Annotated in this window: 11 protein-coding genes; 6 read left to right on the forward strand and 5 right to left on the reverse strand. The window is 72.3% G+C overall.

The window, feature by feature from the left end; genetic code table 11:
• Positions 1–21: 21 nt before the first annotated feature.
• Both AB0H54_RS02210 and AB0H54_RS02215 read right to left on the reverse strand, forming a co-directional pair.
• Positions 22–2,520, reverse strand: a complete 2,499-nt coding sequence (locus AB0H54_RS02210) for a LuxR C-terminal-related transcriptional regulator (RefSeq protein WP_357342192.1) — start codon at positions 2,518–2,520, stop codon at positions 22–24.
• Positions 2,513–4,312: an Hsp70 family protein gene (locus tag AB0H54_RS02215; RefSeq protein WP_357342194.1), complete on the reverse strand. Its 1,800-nt coding sequence runs from the start codon at positions 4,310–4,312 to the stop codon at positions 2,513–2,515. Before AB0H54_RS02215 ends, AB0H54_RS02210 begins: the two co-directional genes overlap by 8 nt.
• A 283-nt stretch (positions 4,313–4,595) precedes the next feature.
• On the opposite strand from AB0H54_RS02215, the gene AB0H54_RS02220 reads away from it, so the two are divergent.
• The 3 genes from AB0H54_RS02220 (at position 4,596) to AB0H54_RS02230 (ending at position 11,871) form a co-directional block, all read left to right on the forward strand.
• Positions 4,596–8,459, forward strand: a complete 3,864-nt coding sequence (locus AB0H54_RS02220; RefSeq protein ID WP_357342195.1) for an IniB N-terminal domain-containing protein — start codon at positions 4,596–4,598, stop codon at positions 8,457–8,459.
• Between the two features lie 17 nt (positions 8,460–8,476).
• The gene (locus AB0H54_RS02225; RefSeq protein ID WP_357342197.1) at positions 8,477–10,315 is read left to right on the forward strand and encodes a dynamin family protein; all 1,839 of its coding nucleotides are present in this window, start codon (positions 8,477–8,479) and stop codon (positions 10,313–10,315) included.
• 83 nt (positions 10,316–10,398) lie between these two features.
• The gene (locus AB0H54_RS02230; RefSeq protein ID WP_357344167.1) at positions 10,399–11,871 is read left to right on the forward strand and encodes a dynamin family protein; all 1,473 of its coding nucleotides are present in this window, start codon (positions 10,399–10,401) and stop codon (positions 11,869–11,871) included.
• Here AB0H54_RS02230 and AB0H54_RS02235 read toward each other — a convergent pair.
• The 3 genes from AB0H54_RS02235 to AB0H54_RS02245 all read right to left on the reverse strand — a co-directional run bounded on the left by AB0H54_RS02235 (position 11,864) and on the right by AB0H54_RS02245 (position 14,228).
• A complete protein-coding gene (locus tag AB0H54_RS02235; RefSeq protein WP_357342198.1) occupies positions 11,864–12,100 on the reverse strand; it encodes a hypothetical protein in 237 nt (78 codons plus the stop codon). The genes AB0H54_RS02230 and AB0H54_RS02235 overlap by 8 nt on opposite strands.
• Positions 12,101–12,172: 72 nt before the next feature.
• Complete coding sequence (locus AB0H54_RS02240; RefSeq protein ID WP_357342199.1) at positions 12,173–12,481, reverse strand: hypothetical protein; 309 nt, start codon at positions 12,479–12,481, stop codon at positions 12,173–12,175.
• 58 nt (positions 12,482–12,539) lie between these two features.
• Entirely contained in the window at positions 12,540–14,228 is a 1,689-nt protein-coding gene (locus AB0H54_RS02245) for an MFS transporter (protein WP_357342201.1), read from the reverse strand.
• A 111-nt stretch (positions 14,229–14,339) separates the two neighbouring features.
• On the opposite strand from AB0H54_RS02245, the gene AB0H54_RS02250 reads away from it, so the two are divergent.
• The 3 genes from AB0H54_RS02250 to grpE all read left to right on the forward strand — a co-directional run bounded on the left by AB0H54_RS02250 (position 14,340) and on the right by grpE (position 17,477).
• Entirely contained in the window at positions 14,340–14,807 is a 468-nt protein-coding gene (locus AB0H54_RS02250) for a MarR family transcriptional regulator (RefSeq protein WP_357342202.1), read from the forward strand.
• Between the two features lie 262 nt (positions 14,808–15,069).
• Complete coding sequence (gene dnaK, locus AB0H54_RS02255; RefSeq protein ID WP_355274807.1) at positions 15,070–16,914, forward strand: molecular chaperone DnaK; 1,845 nt, start codon at positions 15,070–15,072, stop codon at positions 16,912–16,914.
• Positions 16,915–16,955: 41 nt separating this feature from the next.
• Positions 16,956–17,477 carry a nucleotide exchange factor GrpE gene (gene grpE / locus AB0H54_RS02260; RefSeq protein ID WP_357344169.1) on the forward strand — a complete coding sequence of 174 codons (522 nt, stop codon included), beginning with the start codon at positions 16,956–16,958 and terminating at the stop codon, positions 17,475–17,477.
• The last annotated feature ends 11 nt before the right edge of the window (positions 17,478–17,488 follow it).

Raw genomic sequence — 17,488 nt, forward strand, 5'->3', positions numbered from 1 at the left:
ACGACGACAGGCCGCGTCGTGTTACACCAGCAGTGAACCGTGTCCCATGGCGCGGAGCATTGACAATAATTCGGATCGTGAGCGCGCGCCTATCCGGCGTCGGATTCGCGCGACGTGATGCTCCACGGTCTTGGCGGAAATGTACAGCCGCGCGCCGATCTCCCGATAGGTCAGACCGAGCAGCACCAACTCGGCAACCTCCCGCTCGCGATCGCTGAGCGCGGCCGTGTCGGGCGGGCGCGGGGCGGGCTGCTCCGCGCCCTGTGGCAGTGGCTGCGCCGCGGGCAGTGGCTGTTCCACCGGCTGCGCCCGCACGCGCACCGAGCGGGCCAGTTTGAGCAGTGTGGTCGCGGTGGCGGAGTCGCCGACGGCGAGCGCGGCCTCACTGGCCAGGCGGGCGGCGTCCCAGGTGAGACCGAATTCGGCCAGCGCCGACACCGCGGCCTGCACCTCGGCGGCCACCACCTGACCGCGCAGCACGAGCACCCAGGTGCGGCCCGCGTCGGCCAGCGCGGCGGCCTGCTGGTCGCCCGCCGCCGCGGCGGTCTTGAGCGCGTGGGCGTGCGGGAGCAGGTCGCTTGGCGATTCGTCGGCGAGCGCGGCCTGGACGCCGTACCAGTGGAACAGGTTGGTCCAGGCGGGCGCGCGGCCCAGTTTGCGCAGCAATCCGCGGGCCGCGTCGACGAGCGGTTCGATCCGGCGCACATCGCGCAACCGGAGGCCCGCCAGCCACAGTTCGCCGATCGGCAGCAGGCTCAGCAGGTCGGCTTCCAGTTCGTCGAACAGCGGGCTGGCGGCCTGCCACGCGCGGGTCAGCGCGGCGTGGTCGCCGCCGCGCCGGGCCAGGCCGACGGCCAGCGCGTGCGCGAGCAGCTGATCGCGCGGTTCGAGCGCGGCGATGTCGACCTCGGCGAGGGTGTTCGCGGCGCGCTGCTCGTCGCCGCCGAGCAGCGCGGCCCAGGCGGTGAGCACGGGCAGCTGAGTGCCCGCGCCCCGGCCCGCGGCGCGGCGCAGCGCGTCGCCCGCGCGGCGGGGTTCGCCGGTGCCCAGGCACAGCAGGGTGGCGATCGAGACGGCCGAGCAGGGGAGGTAGCGGTCGTCGGTGTCGGTGTTGCCCGCCTGGATCAGCGCGGAAATCGCGGCGGCCGTTCCGGTTCCGTGCGGGTCGAGGGATTCGTGCAGCGCGCCGGCGATGAGCCGCGCGCCCGCGTCGGCCTCGGTCGGTGGCCACAGCTGGGCCGCGGCGGCCATCCGGGTCGCGCCCGCGGTCTCCCCGGCCAGGGTGAGCACCATCGCGGCGGGCGCCCAGTCGGCGCCCACCCGATCGGGTCCGAGCCAGGTGTACAACCCGGCCGCGCGGCTCACCAGCCCGCGCCGGGTGAGCACGGCCGCGCAGATACGCACGGCGGCAACGAGATCGGTGGCGGCGATGCCGTCCGCGGTGAGCAGTGGCTGGGCCAGCCGCAGCGCGGTGTCGGCGTCACCCGCGCGCGCGGCGGCCTCGGCCCAGCGCAGCGCGATCGACTCGACCGGGGTGCCCGCCGCGGCCGCGGCCGCGTAGTAGCGCGCGGGCTGTCCCGATTTCTCCGCTGTGCGGCACAGGAATTCGGCCAGGCGCGAGTCGACCACGCCCGACTCGGCCAGGATCAGCGCCGTGCAGTCACGCAGCAGTCCCGCGTCGAGTCGCGCGGCGAGCAGGCGCCGCTGTACCTCGACATAGCGGCGGTCGCCGAGCAGGATGCGCAGCGGGCCGACGGCGGGGGTGAGCAGCAGATCGGCGTCGGTGACCAGCGCGCCCGCTCGCGCGCGGTCGATCAGATCGTGGGCGGTGGCGGTGTCGACGCCGAGCACCTCGGTGAGTTCGGTGGCGTCCAAACCCGTTCCGGTGGCGGCGATCACGAGCGTGTCGAGCAGCTCGGGTTCGGCCGCGTCGAGCATCGATCGGGTCCACGCGGTGATCGCCTCGTCGACGGCGGTCACGCAGGTTTCCAGCGGGGCGGTGCGCGCGGCGGCCAGCGCCGCGACGACGCCGCCGGGAATGCCCGCGGTGAGCTGATGGATGCGCAGCGCGAGCGGCTGCGACACCGCCACCCCGAGTTCCCTGGCGAACGACGCGGTGTCGGCGCTGCCGAGCGCGCGCAGCTCCACCGTGCGGCCGTGCCGCGAGACGATGTCGGACAGGGCGCGTAGTCGGGGATCGTGTGGGCGCGGCTGGGTGGCCAGCACCACCGAGCGGCGGCCGGATTCGATGGCGGCGCACAGGTTTCGCAGGTCGACGGCGCTGTATCGGTGCACGTTGTCGGCGATCAGCACGGCCCGGTCGGTCGCGTCGTCGTGCACCGAGTCGGTCATCGGGATGCCGCGATCGCGCAGATGTGAGCGAACCGCGTTGAGCAGCACGGACTTTCCGGTACCGGCCCGGCCGCGGATCATCAGCAGCACCGGCTGCTTGTCGGCGGTGTCGAGTTCGCGGATGACGGTGCGTGCGCTGGGCAGGGAGTCGAGGGCGATGTCAGCCACCATTTCCTCCGAGGATCTGGCCCGGCAGCTGGGTGCCCGTCTCGAGGGTTTCGTCGACCGCGCCGCCCACGCCGTCGAGCAGGTCGCCGGGGTTCACGTTGATGGGCGGGATCGTCGGTCTGGTGGGTGCCGGGGCGGGCGCGGGGGCCGGGGCCGGAGCCGGGGCTGGCGCGGGCGCTGGGGCCGGAGCGGGTGCCGGAGCCGGGGCTGGCGCGGGGGCCTGTTCGGCGGGCTGCTGGGGGGCCGGAGCGGGCTGTCCGGCCGCGGGGGCCGGTGCCGGGCTGTCGCCCGCCTGCGTGCCTGCCGGTGCCGGGCTGCCCGCGGCCGCGGGGGCGCTGCCCGGCGTCCCCGGCTGCGTGGTGCCCGCCTGCGTCTGGCCCGGCGGCGTCGCGGTGCTCGGTGCGCCGGGACGGGTCGGGTCGGCGACCGTCGAGTCGGTGCCGTCGACTGCACCGGGCGCGCCACCGGTGCTGGTGACGGCGGTGGCGCCGGGCACGGGCGCCCCGCTCGTCGTCGCGACGGGCCCGCTCGGCGTGGACGGGGTGGTGACCCCGCCGAGCGCGAGGGTGCCGGTGGCCAGCGCGGCCATCGTGACCGCGGCCGCCGCGATGATCGCCGCCCGTTTGGCGGTGAACATCTTGGTGGGGGCTGGTTCGTCCACTGGGAGCGCGATGTCGTCGACGACCGGCGCCGCCACCGCGGGCAGCGCCACGACGGCGGCGGGAATGGCCTCGGTGGGCACGGAGACCGCGGCCACGTCCAGGGCGATCTCGGCGGCGCCGTGCGCGGTGCAGGACGCGGGGTCGGCGCAGGCGGCGACCGGCAGCCCGAACTCGGTCGAGATCAGCTCGGCGACCAGCGGGATCGCCCCGCCACCGCCGGTGAGCAGCACCCGGCTGATATCGCCCATGGTGAGTCCGGCGCGGCGCACCGCGTCGTGCAGCAGGTTCATCGAATCGAACAGGGTCGGGCGCAGCAGGTCTTCGAGTTCACCGCGGGTCAGCCGGACCTGTGCGGTGTGCGCTGCCCCGAGCAGACCCACCGGGATCACCGTCGCGGTAATTCTGGAGAGCTCTTCTTTCGCATTTCTGCAGCGGGCTCGCAAGGCCGATAATTCGGCCTCGACAACGGGGTCGAATGGATCGATATCCTGACCGTCCAGTGCGTTAGCCAGAACATAGCGCATCGTCAGCAGATCGAATTCCGTACCGGCGATCGCCGTGCTGTGCAGGGGTGCGCCGAGCATGCCCGCCTGGTCGCCGGTGCGTAACACCGTGACGGTGAGGCCGCTCGCGCCCAAGTCGTAGACGGCCAGCGCGCCGTCGTCGAGCAGACCGTTCTCCATCTCGTAGCGGCGCACCGCGGCCATCGGCTCGGGCACCAGCGTCACCTCGGGCAGGCCCGCGCGGGTGAGCGCCGCGCGCGTCGTCTCGACGGTCGGTTCCGACCACCACGCCGGGTAGCAGGCCACGATGGTCGCCTCGGCGCTCGCCCGGCCGGCCAGTTCGGTGACCAGCGCGTGGGTCGCGGCGGCGACCAGATCGGCCGCGTCGTGGCTGGAACCGTCCTCTGCCAGCAGGTCTACCGGGTCACCGACCCGGGACAGGTAGTCGTCGACCACCACGCCGCGCGCGTGCTGGGCGGCGTCGGCGAAGCCGGTCGAGCCGTCGGCGCCGAGCAGCAGGGCGCTGTGATGCGCGCGAACGGTGGTTCCGGACCCGTCGGCCGTCGTGGCCGCGGCGACCGAATTCGCGGCCCCGACGGTAATGCCGAGCGCCAGCCGCTCTGTCATTGGACAACCCCGTTCGCAGGACTTCCGGCGGACCGGAAAAGGTGAATACAGCGAGATCGCCGGGGTGGTCGGCGTCCCACTCGAACTGTCGGTTGCTAGGGGACAGCTGTTACCTGTGCCGGGGGAAGTACGGGGAAATTCCCCTAATCGGTGGTGCGCCCCTAATGGGGGACGCCCCTCGTGAACTAGGTATTCGCCCCGTTACCTGTAACGGCTCGCGGACCTAGCGTGAAAGACATTCCGACGACAACGGATCGCCCATGATCTGGAGGAGCTGATCTCGATGACACCGAATGCGATTCTGGAATTCATCCTCAACCTGCTGCGCGACCCCCAGGCCGCCGCGAGCTACTGCGCGAACCCGTGCCAGGCCCTGACTGTGGCCGGGCTCGACGTGACGCCCGAGGATATTTCCGCCGTCGCCCCGATGGTGGCGGAATCCGCGCTGGTCAGCGGCGGCTCCCAGTTGCAGGCGATCGTCGCGGCCGGCGCCGCGGCCGGCACGACCGCCGCCCTCGCTTCGACGGCCACCGCGGCCGCCGCCGTGACAGCGGCGACCGCCACCGACGCCCAGCTCGGCATCGGCCTCGACGTCGGCCTCGGCGCGGCTGCCTCGGCCGTCGCGGGCGCCGCGGCCCAGGTCGGCGCGGGTCTCGAAGCCGCCCTGTCGGCCGTCACCGGCGCGAACGTCGACATCGACACCGATATCGGCGCAGGCGTGAACGTCGGCGGCGAACTGGCCACCGACATCGCCGCCGCCTTCGGCACCGGCATCGGCCTCGACGCCGCAGTAGGCGCGGGCGCCGACCTCGCCGCCGGCCTCGGCGGCGCCCTGAACGGCGCGATCGGCGCGGGCGCGGGCCTCAACGGCGCGATCGGCGCAGGCCTGAACGGTGCAGTAGGCGCGGGCGCCGACCTCGCGGCCGGTCTCGGTGGTGCCCTGAACGGCGCGATCGGCGCCGGCGCGGGTCTGAGTGGCGCGATCGGCGCCGGTCTCGACGGCGCGGTGGACGCGGGGGCCGACCTCGCTGCCGGTCTCGGCGGCGCCCTGAACGGTGCGATCGGTGCCGGCGCGGGTCTGGACGGTGCCCTGAACGGCGCAGTAGGCGCGGGCGCCGACCTCGCTGCCGGCCTGGGTGGCGCGCTGAATGGTGCTGCTGGTGCCGGTGTGGGCCTCGGCGGTGCCCTGAACGGCGCTGTCGGTGCGGGTGCTGATCTCGCCGCCGGTCTCGACGGTGCGCTGAGCGGCGCGATCGGCGCCGGCGCTGGTCTGGGCGGTGCGGTAGACGCGGGCGCTGATCTTGCGGCCGGTCTGGGCGGTGCGTTGAATGGCGCGGCTGGTGCCGGTGCGGGTCTGGACGGTGCGCTGAACGGCTCTGTGGGCGCGGGCGCCGATCTCGCCGCCGGTCTCGGCGGTGCCTTGAATGGCGCGGCTGGTGCCGGTGCCGGTCTGGACGGTGCGCTGAACGGCGCTGTGGGCGCGGGCGCTGATCTTGCCGCTGGTCTCGGTGGTGCCGTGAACGGTGCGGCCGGGGTGGGCGCGGGTCTGGACGGTGCCCTCGGCGCGGGCGCTGACCTCGCGACTGGCCTGAACGGTGCGGTCGGTGCAGGCCTCGAGGGTGCCTTGGGCGCGGGTCTCGATGGAGCGCTGGGTGCGGGTGCTGACCTCGCGACCGGCTTGAACGGTGCGGTCGGTGCGGGCCTCGAGGGTGCCTTGGGCGCGGGCGCGGGTCTCGACGGCGCCCTCGGCGCGGGTGCTGACCTCGCTGCCGGCGCGGGCGGCGCGCTGAACGGTGCGATCGACGCGGGTGCCGGTCTCGACGGCGCTGTGAACGGTGCTGTGGGCGCGGGTGCTGATCTTGCCGCCGGTCTGGATGGCGCGCTCGGTGCGGGCGCCGATCTCGCGACCGGCCTCAACGGTGCCGCAGGCGCCGGTCTCGAAGGTGCCCTGGACGCGGGTGCGGGTCTCGATGGGGCGCTGGGTGCGGGCGCCGATCTCGCGACCGGCCTGAACGGTTCGGTCGGTGCGGGCCTCGAAGGTGCGCTGGGTGCCGGTGCCGGACTCGGCGGTGCTGTTGGTGCAGGCGCTGACCTGGCTGCCGGAGTGGGCGGTGCGCTGGACGGCGCCGTCGGCGGTGGGCTCGGCGGTGCTCTGGACGGCACGCTCGGTGCAGGTCTTGGCGGTGCCGTCGATGCTGGCGCTGACCTTGCTGCCGGTGCGGGCGGTGCGCTGGAGGGCACGCTCGGTGCCGGTCTCGGTGGTGCCGTCGATGCTGGCGCTGACCTCGCTGCCGGAGCGGGCGGTGCGCTGGACGGCGCGCTCGGTGCTGGTCTCGGCGGTGCGGTGGGTGCCGGAACAGATGCTGCTGCCGGTGTGGGCGGCGCCGTAGGTGCGGGCCTGGAGGGAGCGCTGGGCGCGGGCGCTGGTCTCGAGACCGGGCTGGGCGGCGCGGTCGGTGCCGGTCTCGGTGGTGCTGTCGACGCGGGTGCCGGCCTCGGTGCAGGCCTCGGCGGTGCCGTCGACGCGGGTGCTGACCTCGCCGCCGGTGCGGGCGGTGCGTTGAACGGTGCCGTCGGTGCCGGTCTCGACGGTGCTGTGGGTGCCGGAGCCGATGTCGCCGCCGGTGTGGGCGGGTCGGTGGGCGCCGGTCTCGAGGGAGCGCTGGGTGCGGGTGCTGGTCTCGAGACGGGGCTGGGCGGTGCGGTCGGTGCCGGGGTCGGTGGTGCGCTGACCGGGGCGGTCGGCGCGGGCGCCGATCTCGCGGCCGGGCTGGGCGGAGCTGTGGATGTGGGCGCCGGTGTGGGCGGTGCGCTGACGGGTGCGGCCGGTGCCGGACTCGACGGCGCGCTGACCGGTGCGGCCGGTGCCGGTGGTGCGCTCGGCACCGGGCTGGACACGGCTCTGACCGGGGCCGTCGGTGCCGGTGGTGACTTCACCGCCGGCGTCGACGGCCTGGTGGACGGCGCCGCCGGTCTCGGCGCGGAGGCGGGCGCGCAGCTCGGCGGCGGGCTGAACGCCGGCGTGAGCGGCGCGACCACCGCGGCGGGCGGGCTGGGTGCGGCAGCCTCGGCCGGTGCGCAGGCCGCGGGCAGCCTCGGCGCGGCCGCGACCACCACCGCGATCACCGGTCTCGACGGCGCCGTCGGCGCCGGCGCGGAATTCGGGACCGGCCTGGAGACCGGGCTGGGCGGTGCCGCGTCGGCCGGAACCGGCCTGATCGGTGGCCTGACCGGCGGCGCGGGCGGCGGCTTCGGGCTCGACGGACTGCTCACCGGCGGCGGCGAGGTCTCCTCCGGTCTGGAAACGGGCCTGTCCGCCACGACCGGCGCCGGCTTCGACACCGCCGCGACCCTCGGCACCGACCTGACCACCGGCGCCCAGGCCGGCTTCGGCGGCGCCGTGGATTCCGGCCTCGGCCTGGCCGGTGGCGCCCAGACAGGCCTGTCGGGCCTCGCGGAAACCGGTGTCGGCCTTGCGGGTTCGGCCACGGGTGGTGCCCAGGCCGGTCTCGGCGGCGTGGTCGACGCGGGCACGGGCCTGACGGGCTCGGTGGCAGGCGGCGCCCAGTCCGGCCTGTCGGGTCTGGCGGAAACCGGTGTCGGCCTTGCGGGTTCGGCCGCAGGCGGTGCCCAGGCCGGTCTCGGCGGCTTCGTAGACGCGGGCACGGGCCTGACGGGTTCGGTAGCCGGTGGTGCGCAGTCCGGCCTCGGCGGCGCGGTGGACGCGGGCACGGGCCTGACGGGTTCGGTGGCCGGCGGTGCCCAGTCCGGCCTCGGCGGCACCGTCGACGCGAGCACGGGCCTGACCGGCTCGGTCGCGGGCAGCACGCAGGCGGGCCTGTCCGGCGCGACGAGCACCGGCGCGCAGCTCGGCGGCACGGTGAGCGGGGCGACCCAGGGCAGCACCGCCGTGACCGGCGACCTCACCGGAACATCGCACACCGACACGTCGGGCGCGCTCGGCGGCACCGCGCAGGGGGCGGTGACGACCGCGGCCGACACCTGGTCCTCGGTCGATGTGTCCAGTGCGTTCGGCTCCGGCCTGCACGGTTCGGCCCTCGGTGGAGGCGACGCGTCGCTGTTCGGCGAGTCGAGTACTGTCGCCGAGACCGGTGTGGACACCCACACCGACGGACTGTTCCACTGAGCGAAACGGGCGCTGCGATGGGGACTCTCGCACCGAACGCGGTGCCGCTGACGACGGTGTTGACCGACACCGTCGCAGCGGCCCGCGCCGCTGGTCGTGACGACCTGGTCGGGCGCCTGGAGAAGGTCGCGGTCCGGGTGCGCGATCCGCGGCACCGGATCGTCGTCACCGGCCAGCTCGGCCAGGGCAAGAGCCGGTTCGTGAACGCGCTGCTCGGGCTGGACGTGTGCCGGGTCGGTGACGACACCACCACCGTTCTCCCGCTGCAACTGGCCTACGGCGAGCAGCAGCGCGCGTTCCTGGTCCTCACCGCGCCGGGCGTCGACGAGTCGCGGGTGGAGATCCCGTTCGACGAGATCGGCGTCGTCGACCCGCGCAGCCAGCTGGCGCGGGGCAGGCAGGTGGTGCGGATCGAGGCCGAACTGCCGAACCAGCTGCTGGCCGACGGCGTCGTACTCATCGACACCCCGGGCGTCGGTGGTCACGGAAATGCGAGCGCCGCAGGCGTTCTCGGCATCGCGGCGGCCGCCGACGCGGTGCTGGTGCTGTCGGACGCCTCCACCGAGCTCACCGCCCCCGAGCTCACCTTCCTTCGGCAGATCCGCGAATTGTGCCCCACGGTCGCGGTGCTGCTCACCAAGACCGACCTGTATCCGCACTGGCACCAGGTGCTCGAGGCCGATCGCGCGCACCTGACCCGCGCGGAAACCGACGTCTCGCTGATCCCGGTGTCGGCGTTGCTGCGCGCGCACGCGCTGCGCCTGCAGGACGCGCAGCTCGGCGCTGAGTCCGGCTTCGGCGCGCTCTTCGGCTTCCTGCGCGACCGGGTGGTCGCCCGCGACCAGGTCGCCACCCGTCAGGCGGTCGCCCGCGAATTGTCTTCGGCTGCCGAACATCTGGCGCTCGCGCTCGGCAGCGAGCTGGTCGCGCTGCGTGATCCCGCGCTCGGCTCGGCCGCGGTCACCGAGCTCCAGGCGGCGCGCGCGGCCGCCGAGGATCTCCAGCGCCGCACCGCGAGCTGGCAGCAGACGCTGACCGACGGCATCACCGACCTCGTCGGCGACGTCGACCACGACCTGCGCGAGCGCCTGCGCGGCGTCGCCCGCACCGGTCAGGAGTGGATCGACGACCACGACCCCGGCAGGCACTGGGGCGCGATCGCCGAGTGGCTCACCGGCGCCGTCGACACCGCGCTGGGCGACAACCTGCTGCTCACCCATCGCCGGGCCGAACTGCTCGCCGAACGCATCGCCGGTCACTTCGCGGAGGTCGGCGCCGTCGACCTGCCCGATGTCCACACCGGCATGGACGACGAGCGGAATCTGGCCGGCTCGGGGTCCCTGGCCGACCTCGAACCGGACATCGGTTTCGCCAGCAAGGTGCTGGTGGGCATGCGTGGTTCCTACGGCGGCGTCCTGATGGTCGGCCTGGCCACCACCTTCGCCGGTCTGGCGATGCTGAACCCGATCTCCCTCGGCGCCGGCCTGATCGTGGGCGGCAAGGCCTACCGCGACGACAAGACCGCGCGCCTGGCCCGCCGCCGGATCGAGGGCAACGCGGAGGTGCGCCGCTTCCTCGACGACGTGGCCTTCCAGGCGAGCAAGGACACCAAGGACCGCCTGCACCGCATCCACCGTGCCCTGCGTGATCACTTCGCCGGGGTCGCCGAGCGCACCCTGCGCTCGATCGATGCCTCGCTGCGGGCCGCGCAGGACGCGGCGACGATGGCCGCGACGAACCGAGCCGAGCGCACCGTCGTGCTGGAACGCCAGCTGACCGCCGTCGCGGAACTGCGCCGCTACGCGGATTCCATGCAAGCCGAGCTGGGACGGGCCGACGGTACGGTATCTGGGTGACCCACCGTTTCGACACCGCCGCACCGCAGGCCGCACCCAGGATCCTGGCCGAGGCGCACGAGCTGGTCGGCGCGGCGGCGCGGATGCTCGGCCGGGACGAGTACGCGCGCGCCCTGCTCGCCGAGTGTGAGTACCGCCTCCGGGAGCCGCTGCGCGTCGCCCTGGCCGGTTCGATCAAGGCGGGCAAGTCGACGCTGCTGAACGCGCTGGTCGGGCAGGCCGTCGCCCCGACCGATGCCACGGAATGCACCCGCGTGGTCACCTGGTACCGCGACGGCGCCACCCCCACCGTCACCGCGCACGCGGCCGACGGTGCCCGCGCCAATGTGATCGTGCGCCGCGGCAGCGGCGCGCACGGCCTCACCTTCGACCTGAACGCCCTGAACTGGGAGGGCGGGCGCCCCCGCGAGGTCGATCATCTCGAGGTCGGCTGGCCGTCGGCCGCGCTGGCGCAGACCACGATCATCGACACCCCCGGCACCTCGTCGCTGTCGCGTGAGGTGTCGCTGCGCACCGCGCGGCTGCTCACACCCGCCGCCGCCGGGACCGACCCGCGCGGGTCGGCGATCACGGCGCCCGGCGCGGACGCCGTGGTCTACCTGCTGCGCCGCCTCGACGCCACCGACGTGCAGTTCCTCGAACAGATCGGCGCCGGTGCCGGTGGCGCCGGACCGCTCGGGGTGATCGGCGTGGTGTCGCGCGCCGACGAGATCGGCGCGGGCCGCATCGACGCGCTGCATTCCGCGCGCGATGTCGCGGCCCGCTTCGCGGGTGAGCTGGAGCGAACCGGATTGTGCCAGGCGGTGATTCCGGTGGCCGGTCTGCTCGCGTTCGCCGCGTCCACCCTGCGGCAGCCGGAGTTCGCCGCGTTCGAGGCGCTGGCCACGGTCCCCGCGGAGGATCTCGGTGTCGCCCTGCTCTCGGCGGACCGGTTCGCCCGCGCCGATATCGCGCTGCCGGTGGCGCCGGAACTGCGGGCGCAGCTGGCGGATCGCTTCGGCCTGTTCGGTATCCGCATGGCCACCATGCTGATTCGCCTCGGTGTGCGGGATTCCGCCTCGCTGGCCGCGGAATTGGCCGCGCGCAGCGGTATCGATGAACTGCGCTCGGTGCTCGAGGTCCAGTTCGGCCAGCGCGCCGAGGAATTGAAGGCGCATTCGGCGCTGAGCACCCTGGACCGGATCCTCGTCGCCTACTCCGGCACCGAGGCCGACCAGCTCCGCCCCCGGGTGCGGGCCCGGCTCGCCGACGTCCACGGTTTCACCGAACTGCGTCTGCTCGGCCGCCTGCGCACCGACGAACTCCCGCTGCCCGCACCGGTTCTCGCCGACCTGCATCGCATCCTCGGCGGCGCCGGCGTGGCGGCCCACCTGCGACTCGGCCTCCCGGCCGACGCGGACCTGGAAACCGTCCGCGCCACCGCCTTCAGCGCGGTGCGCACCTGGCGCACCAGGGCCGCGCACCCGCTGGCCGATCAGGCCACCGCCACCGCCTGCCGCGCGGCGGCCCGCAGCGCCGAAGGAATCCTGGCCGAACTCTCCCGCCCGGTCAGATGAAGTACGCGGTCCCCGAGGAACTCCCGGTCCCGTAACCGAGGCTCTTGGCGAACTCCCTGACCGCGATCAACGCGTGCCCCACCGGCCCCGGGTCACTGCACGACCCACCCACCGACGAGAACGTGCACCCGTCATCGGCCACCACCCCGGTCTCCGCCGACGCCACCCCGGCGCCCCCGAAAACCACCGCACCACTCACCAGCAACCCACAGATCCCACGCTTCCACATCCCCCGAAACTAACCCACCAACCCACGCACCGCCCTGCCCCCAATCCCCGGGGCAGGGCGGTCCGACGGCGATCAGGAATCGGCCCGGAAGAGGGGCACGACTTCCTCGGCGAGGTACTGTTCGACCTCTCGTCCGGCGCGCTTCGCGGCGATGATCGCCGTCCCGCGTTCCTCGGCCCTGGCTGTCAGTGTCTTTCGGGATTCCGTTTCCACACCGCCGCCCATGACGAACATCCGGACCCGCTCCCGGTCGAGGATGGCGAGGGCTTCGTCGTCCTCGGTCGCGCCGAGGGCGTGGATGTCGACGGTGGCGAGGTAGGCGGTGGCGGTGTCGACGACGCGACGGCTGCGGCCGACGATCAGCAGATCCACGGTGTACATGTGCTTCCTCCGATCGGGAGCGGGTGGGCGCGCTGGTCCCGCACGCCCACCCTGGGTTTCATACCGTGACGATTTCCGGTTCGGGGTCGAGTGGGCGCTGTTCCAGTTTGGCCTCCTTCGGTAGCGCGAAGAATCCGAGGCAGACCAGCAGCAGGATGCCCATGCCGTAATACAGCGTGTACCGGAAGGTCTCGGCGAAGTTCACCGCGTTGGCCTCGGCCCCGGCATCGGCGAGCAGCCGCGAGACCTCGTCGCCGCCAGGAAGATTCGTCGGTGGCAGGCAGCTGTCCGGTACCACGGTCGGATCGGCCTGGGCCGAGCGGGCGCCCACGCACGCCCCGAACCCGGCGACGATCTGATCCTGCGCTGACACCGGCACGCCGTCGGCGGCCAGCTCCGCGCGGATCTGCGGCGTCACCTCCGCCACGCCCCGGTCCGAATCATGGTCGAGCACAGTGAAGAACAGCACCCCGACGAGCGCGACACCGAGCGCGGTCCCCAGCTGCTGCCCGGTGTTGAGCAGTCCGGACGCCGAGCCCGCCTCGCGCAGCGGCACCTGGCCGAGCAGCAGGTCGATGGTCGGGGCGACCACCATGCCGAAGCCCGCGCCGGTGACGATCAGCGGCAACACCATCTGCCACGAGGCGAACTCGCTGCCGTAGCGCACGGCCATCGCGCCGTAGATCCCGAACCCGGCCGCGTTGATCAGCGCGCCGATGATCAGCACCCGGCGCCCGAACCGCGCGGCCAGCACGCCCACCGAGACTCCGGCGCCCACTCCGGCCCCCACCGCGAAGAACACCGCGGTGAGTCCGGCGCGCATCGGCGTCCAGCCGAGCCCGGCCTGCATGAACAGCGTCCACACCAGGAAGAACCCGCCCATGCCGATCCAGAACAGCAGCCACGAGCCGAGGCCGACGGCGAAGGGCCGGGACCGGAACAGTCCGAGATCGACCAGTGGCGAGCGCCCGGCCCGCGTCAGCGAGCGCTCATAGAAGAGGAAGGCCACGAACACGCCGGCGGCGGCCGCCATCATCGCGAAGGTCCACGCGGGCCAGCCGAGCCGGCGACCCTCGGCCAGCGGGAACACCAGCAGCAGCACCGCGGCCATGGCCAGCACCATGCCCACCGGATCCAGCCTGGGCGCGGCGGGCGACTTCGAATCCGACATCACGAACCAGGCCGCGACGAACGCCGCGATGCCGACGGGAATGTTCACCAGGAAGATCGTCCGCCAGCCCAGGCCGAACAGATCGGCCTGCACCAGGATGCCGCCGAGGGCGAGCCCGACGGCCGAGGCCGAGCCGCCGACGCCGCTGTAGACGGCGATCGCCTTGGCCCGCTCCTCCTTCGGGAAGGTGGTCTGGATGATCGCGAGGATCTGCGGCACCATCAGCCCGCCCATCGCGCCCTGCGCGAATCGGGCCGCGATCAGCACATCCGGGTCGGTGGCGAGTCCGCACGCCGCCGAGGCGAGGGTGAAGCCGGCCATGCCGAGCAGGAAGACGCGTTTGCGTCCGTAGATGTCGCCGAGCCGTCCGCCGGTGATGAGGACGGCGGCGAAGGCGAGGACGTAGGCGGCGATGATCCATTCGATCTGCGAGTACTCGGCCCGCAGATCGCTCTGGATGCTCGGCACCGCCACATTGACGATGGTCACGTCGAGCAGGTCCATGAACCCGGCGGCGAGCACCACCGCGAACGCGATCCAGCGGCGCGGGTCCGCTGTGGTGGTTGGGGAAGTCACGGGAGGTCTCTCTTCTGGTCGGTGGTGGAGACCTCTCAAACTATGCACCTCAAGTGATAATCACACAAGAGTGCAATCACTACTCGTGCATGGATTGGGTATCCTCGCTGTGTGACCGATGCCGCCGCCCCGCTGTCCGCCCACGCCGCCTTCCTCGTCGGTCAGCTGGGCTTCCATACCGCGTACCGGTTCGCCGACCTGCTCGCCCCGCTCGATATCAAGCCCCGGCATTTCGGCATGCTGAAGCTGCTCGGTCAGCACGACGGCCGCACCCAGCAGGAACTCGGCGAGGCGCTCGACATCCACCGCAACGTGATGGTCACCCTGGTCGACGATCTCGAGGCCCGCGGCCTGGTCGAACGCCGTCGGCACCCCACCGACCGCCGCGCCCACGCCGTCTACCTGCTGCCCGCCGCCCACGCCCTCCTGGCGCGGGCCGAAGCCGTCGTCGAATCCCTCGACACCGAACTCCTCGCCCCCCTCGCCGCCGAAGAGCGGGCCACCTTCCTCGACCTCCTCCAGCGCACCGCCGCGGGCAACGGCCTGCGTCCCGGTATCCACCCCGGCCTCACTCGCTGACGGAGGTCTCCGGCCGGTCACGATGTGGTGTCGGGTGCTGCGGTTGAGCGAGGTCGGCGCAAGAATGGCCCGGGGTCGGGAAGTTTTTTCGGGCGGCGGGAATGAATCGCCGCAGCTGCTGGTTGTGCAGATCGACAACATTGAGCGTGTGTCACTCAAGTCTGGGTTGACTCGGGATGGATCTCGAGGGCAGGATTGAGCCCACCACACTCAGTGTTACTGAGACTGTTACCCCTAAGTTCGTCAAACAGGAGGAATCACTATGGCTCGTGCGGTCGGAATCGACCTCGGGACCACGAACTCTGTCGTCTCCGTTCTCGAAGGCGGCGAGCCGGTCGTCGTCGCGAATTCGGAAGGCTCGCGCACCACCCCGTCGATCGTCGCTTTCGCGAAGAACGGTGAGGTTCTCGTCGGTCAGCCTGCCAAGAACCAGGCCGTCACCAACGTCGACCGCACCATCCGCTCGGTCAAGCGCCACATCGGCACCGACTGGAACGTCGAGATCGACGACAAGAAGTACACCCCGCAGGAAATCTCCGCGCGCACGCTGATGAAGCTGAAGCGCGACGCCGAGGCGTACCTCGGTGAGGAGATCACCGACGCGGTCATCACCGTCCCGGCCTACTTCGAGGACGCCCAGCGTCAGGCCACCAAGGAAGCCGGCCAGATCGCCGGCCTGAACGTGCTGCGCATCGTCAACGAGCCCACCGCGGCCGCGCTCGCGTACGGCCTGGACAAGGGCGACAAAGAGCAGACCATCCTGGTCTTCGACCTCGGTGGCGGCACCTTCGACGTCTCGCTGCTGGAGATCGGCGAGGGCGTCGTCGAGGTCCGCGCGACCTCCGGTGACAACCACCTCGGTGGCGACGACTGGGACGAGCGCGTCGTGTCCTGGCTGGTCGACAAGTTCAAGGCGTCCTCGGGCATCGACCTGACCAAGGACAAGATGGCCATGCAGCGCCTGCGCGAGGCCGCCGAGAAGGCCAAGATCGAGCTGTCGTCGAGCCAGTCGACCTCGATCAACCTGCCCTACATCACCGTCGACGCGGACAAGAACCCGCTGTTCCTCGACGAGCAGCTGACCCGCGCCGAGTTCCAGAAGATCACCTCCGATCTGCTGGACCGCACCCGCGCGCCGTTCCAGTCGGTGATCAAGGACGCCGGCATCAACGTGGCCGACATCGACCACGTCGTGCTCGTCGGTGGCTCCACCCGGATGCCCGCCGTCTCCGACCTGGTCAAGGAACTGACCGGTGGCCGTGAGCCGAACAAGGGCGTGAACCCGGACGAGGTCGTCGCCGTCGGCGCCGCCCTGCAGGCCGGTGTGCTCAAGGGTGAGGTCAAGGACGTCCTGCTGCTCGATGTCACCCCGCTGTCGCTGGGCATCGAGACCAAGGGTGGCGTGATGACCAAGCTCATCGAGCGCAACACCACCATCCCGACCAAGCGCTCGGAGACCTTCACCACGGCCGACGACAACCAGCCGTCCGTGCAGATCCAGGTCTTCCAGGGCGAGCGCGAGATCGCCTCGCACAACAAGCTGCTCGGCTCCTTCGAGCTGACCGGCCTGCCCCCGGCCCCGCGTGGCGTGCCGCAGATCGAGGTCACCTTCGACATCGACGCCAACGGCATCGTGCACGTGACCGCCAAGGACAAGGGCACCGGTAAGGAAAACAAGATCAAGATCCAGGACGGCTCCGGCCTGTCCAAGGAAGAGATCGACCGGATGGTCAAGGACGCCGAGGCACACGCCGCCGAGGACAAGGCCCGCCGCGAGGAGGCCGAGACCCGCAACCAGGCCGAGTCGCTGGTGCACCAGACCGAGAAGTTCATCAAGGACAACGAGGACAAGGTCCCGGCCGACATCAAGTCCAAGGTGGAAGAGGCCATCGCCGAGGCGAACACCGCCCTGGCCGGCACCGACATCGCGGCCGTGAAGACCGCGGTGGAGAAGCTGGCGACCGAGTCGCAGGCCCTTGGCCAGGCGCTCTACGAGTCGCAGGCCGCCGACGCCGCCGCCGAGGGCAACGGCGCCGGCCCCGCCGATGACGACGGCGTCGTCGACGCCGAGGTCGTTGACGAGCCGGTCGACACGGAGAAGAAGTGACCGAGGCCAACTCCGAGCAGGAGCTGATCGAAGACATCGTCATCGATGCCGACTCCGCCGCCGACGCGGCGGCGGAGCCGTCCACCGACGGCGAGGCCGAAGCGCCGGTCAGCGACGAGCTGGCCGAGCGCACCGCCGACCTGCAGCGGTTGACCGCGGAATACGCGAACTACCGCCGCCGGGTGGAGCGGGATCGTCAGGCGAACATCGACGCGGCCAAGGCCGCGGTGGTGACCGAGTTGCTCGGTGTGCTCGACGATCTGGACCGGGCCAGGGCGCACGGCGACCTGGAGACCGGCCCGCTCAAGGCCGTCGCCGACAAGCTGGAGACCGCGCTGACCAAGCAGGGTCTCGTCGAATTCGGTGGCGTCGGTGACCCGTTCGACCCCACGCTGCACGAGGCCGTGCAGCACGAGGGTTCGGGCGCGGATCCGGTGATCGGCCTGGTCATGCGCAAGGGCTATCGGTTCGGCGACCGGGTGCTTCGGCACGCGCTGGTCGGGGTAACCGATGCCGAGGCCGTGGGGGCATCGGATTCGGATGCCGACGGCGACACTCAATAACAACTCGAGAG

It is taken from the genome of Nocardia sp. NPDC050718 (assembly GCF_040654235.1).
Classification (GTDB): Bacteria; Actinomycetota; Actinomycetes; order Mycobacteriales; family Mycobacteriaceae; genus Nocardia.

Bases quoted from the DNA above. Each gene is read 5' to 3' on its own strand.
- AB0H54_RS02215 (WP_357342194.1), bottom strand. From the start codon at position 4,312: ATGACAGAGCGGCTGGCGCTCGGCATTACCGTCGGGGCCGCGAATTCG.
- AB0H54_RS02220 (WP_357342195.1), top strand. From the start codon at position 4,596: ATGACACCGAATGCGATTCTGGAATTCATCCTCAACCTGCTGCGCGAC.
- AB0H54_RS02225 (WP_357342197.1), top strand. From the start codon at position 8,477: ATGGGGACTCTCGCACCGAACGCGGTGCCGCTGACGACGGTGTTGACC.
- AB0H54_RS02230 (WP_357344167.1), top strand. From the start codon at position 10,399: ATGCTCGGCCGGGACGAGTACGCGCGCGCCCTGCTCGCCGAGTGTGAG.
- AB0H54_RS02235 (WP_357342198.1), bottom strand. From the start codon at position 12,100: ATGTGGAAGCGTGGGATCTGTGGGTTGCTGGTGAGTGGTGCGGTGGTT.
- AB0H54_RS02240 (WP_357342199.1), bottom strand. From the start codon at position 12,481: ATGTACACCGTGGATCTGCTGATCGTCGGCCGCAGCCGTCGCGTCGTC.
- dnaK (WP_355274807.1), top strand. From the start codon at position 15,070: ATGGCTCGTGCGGTCGGAATCGACCTCGGGACCACGAACTCTGTCGTC.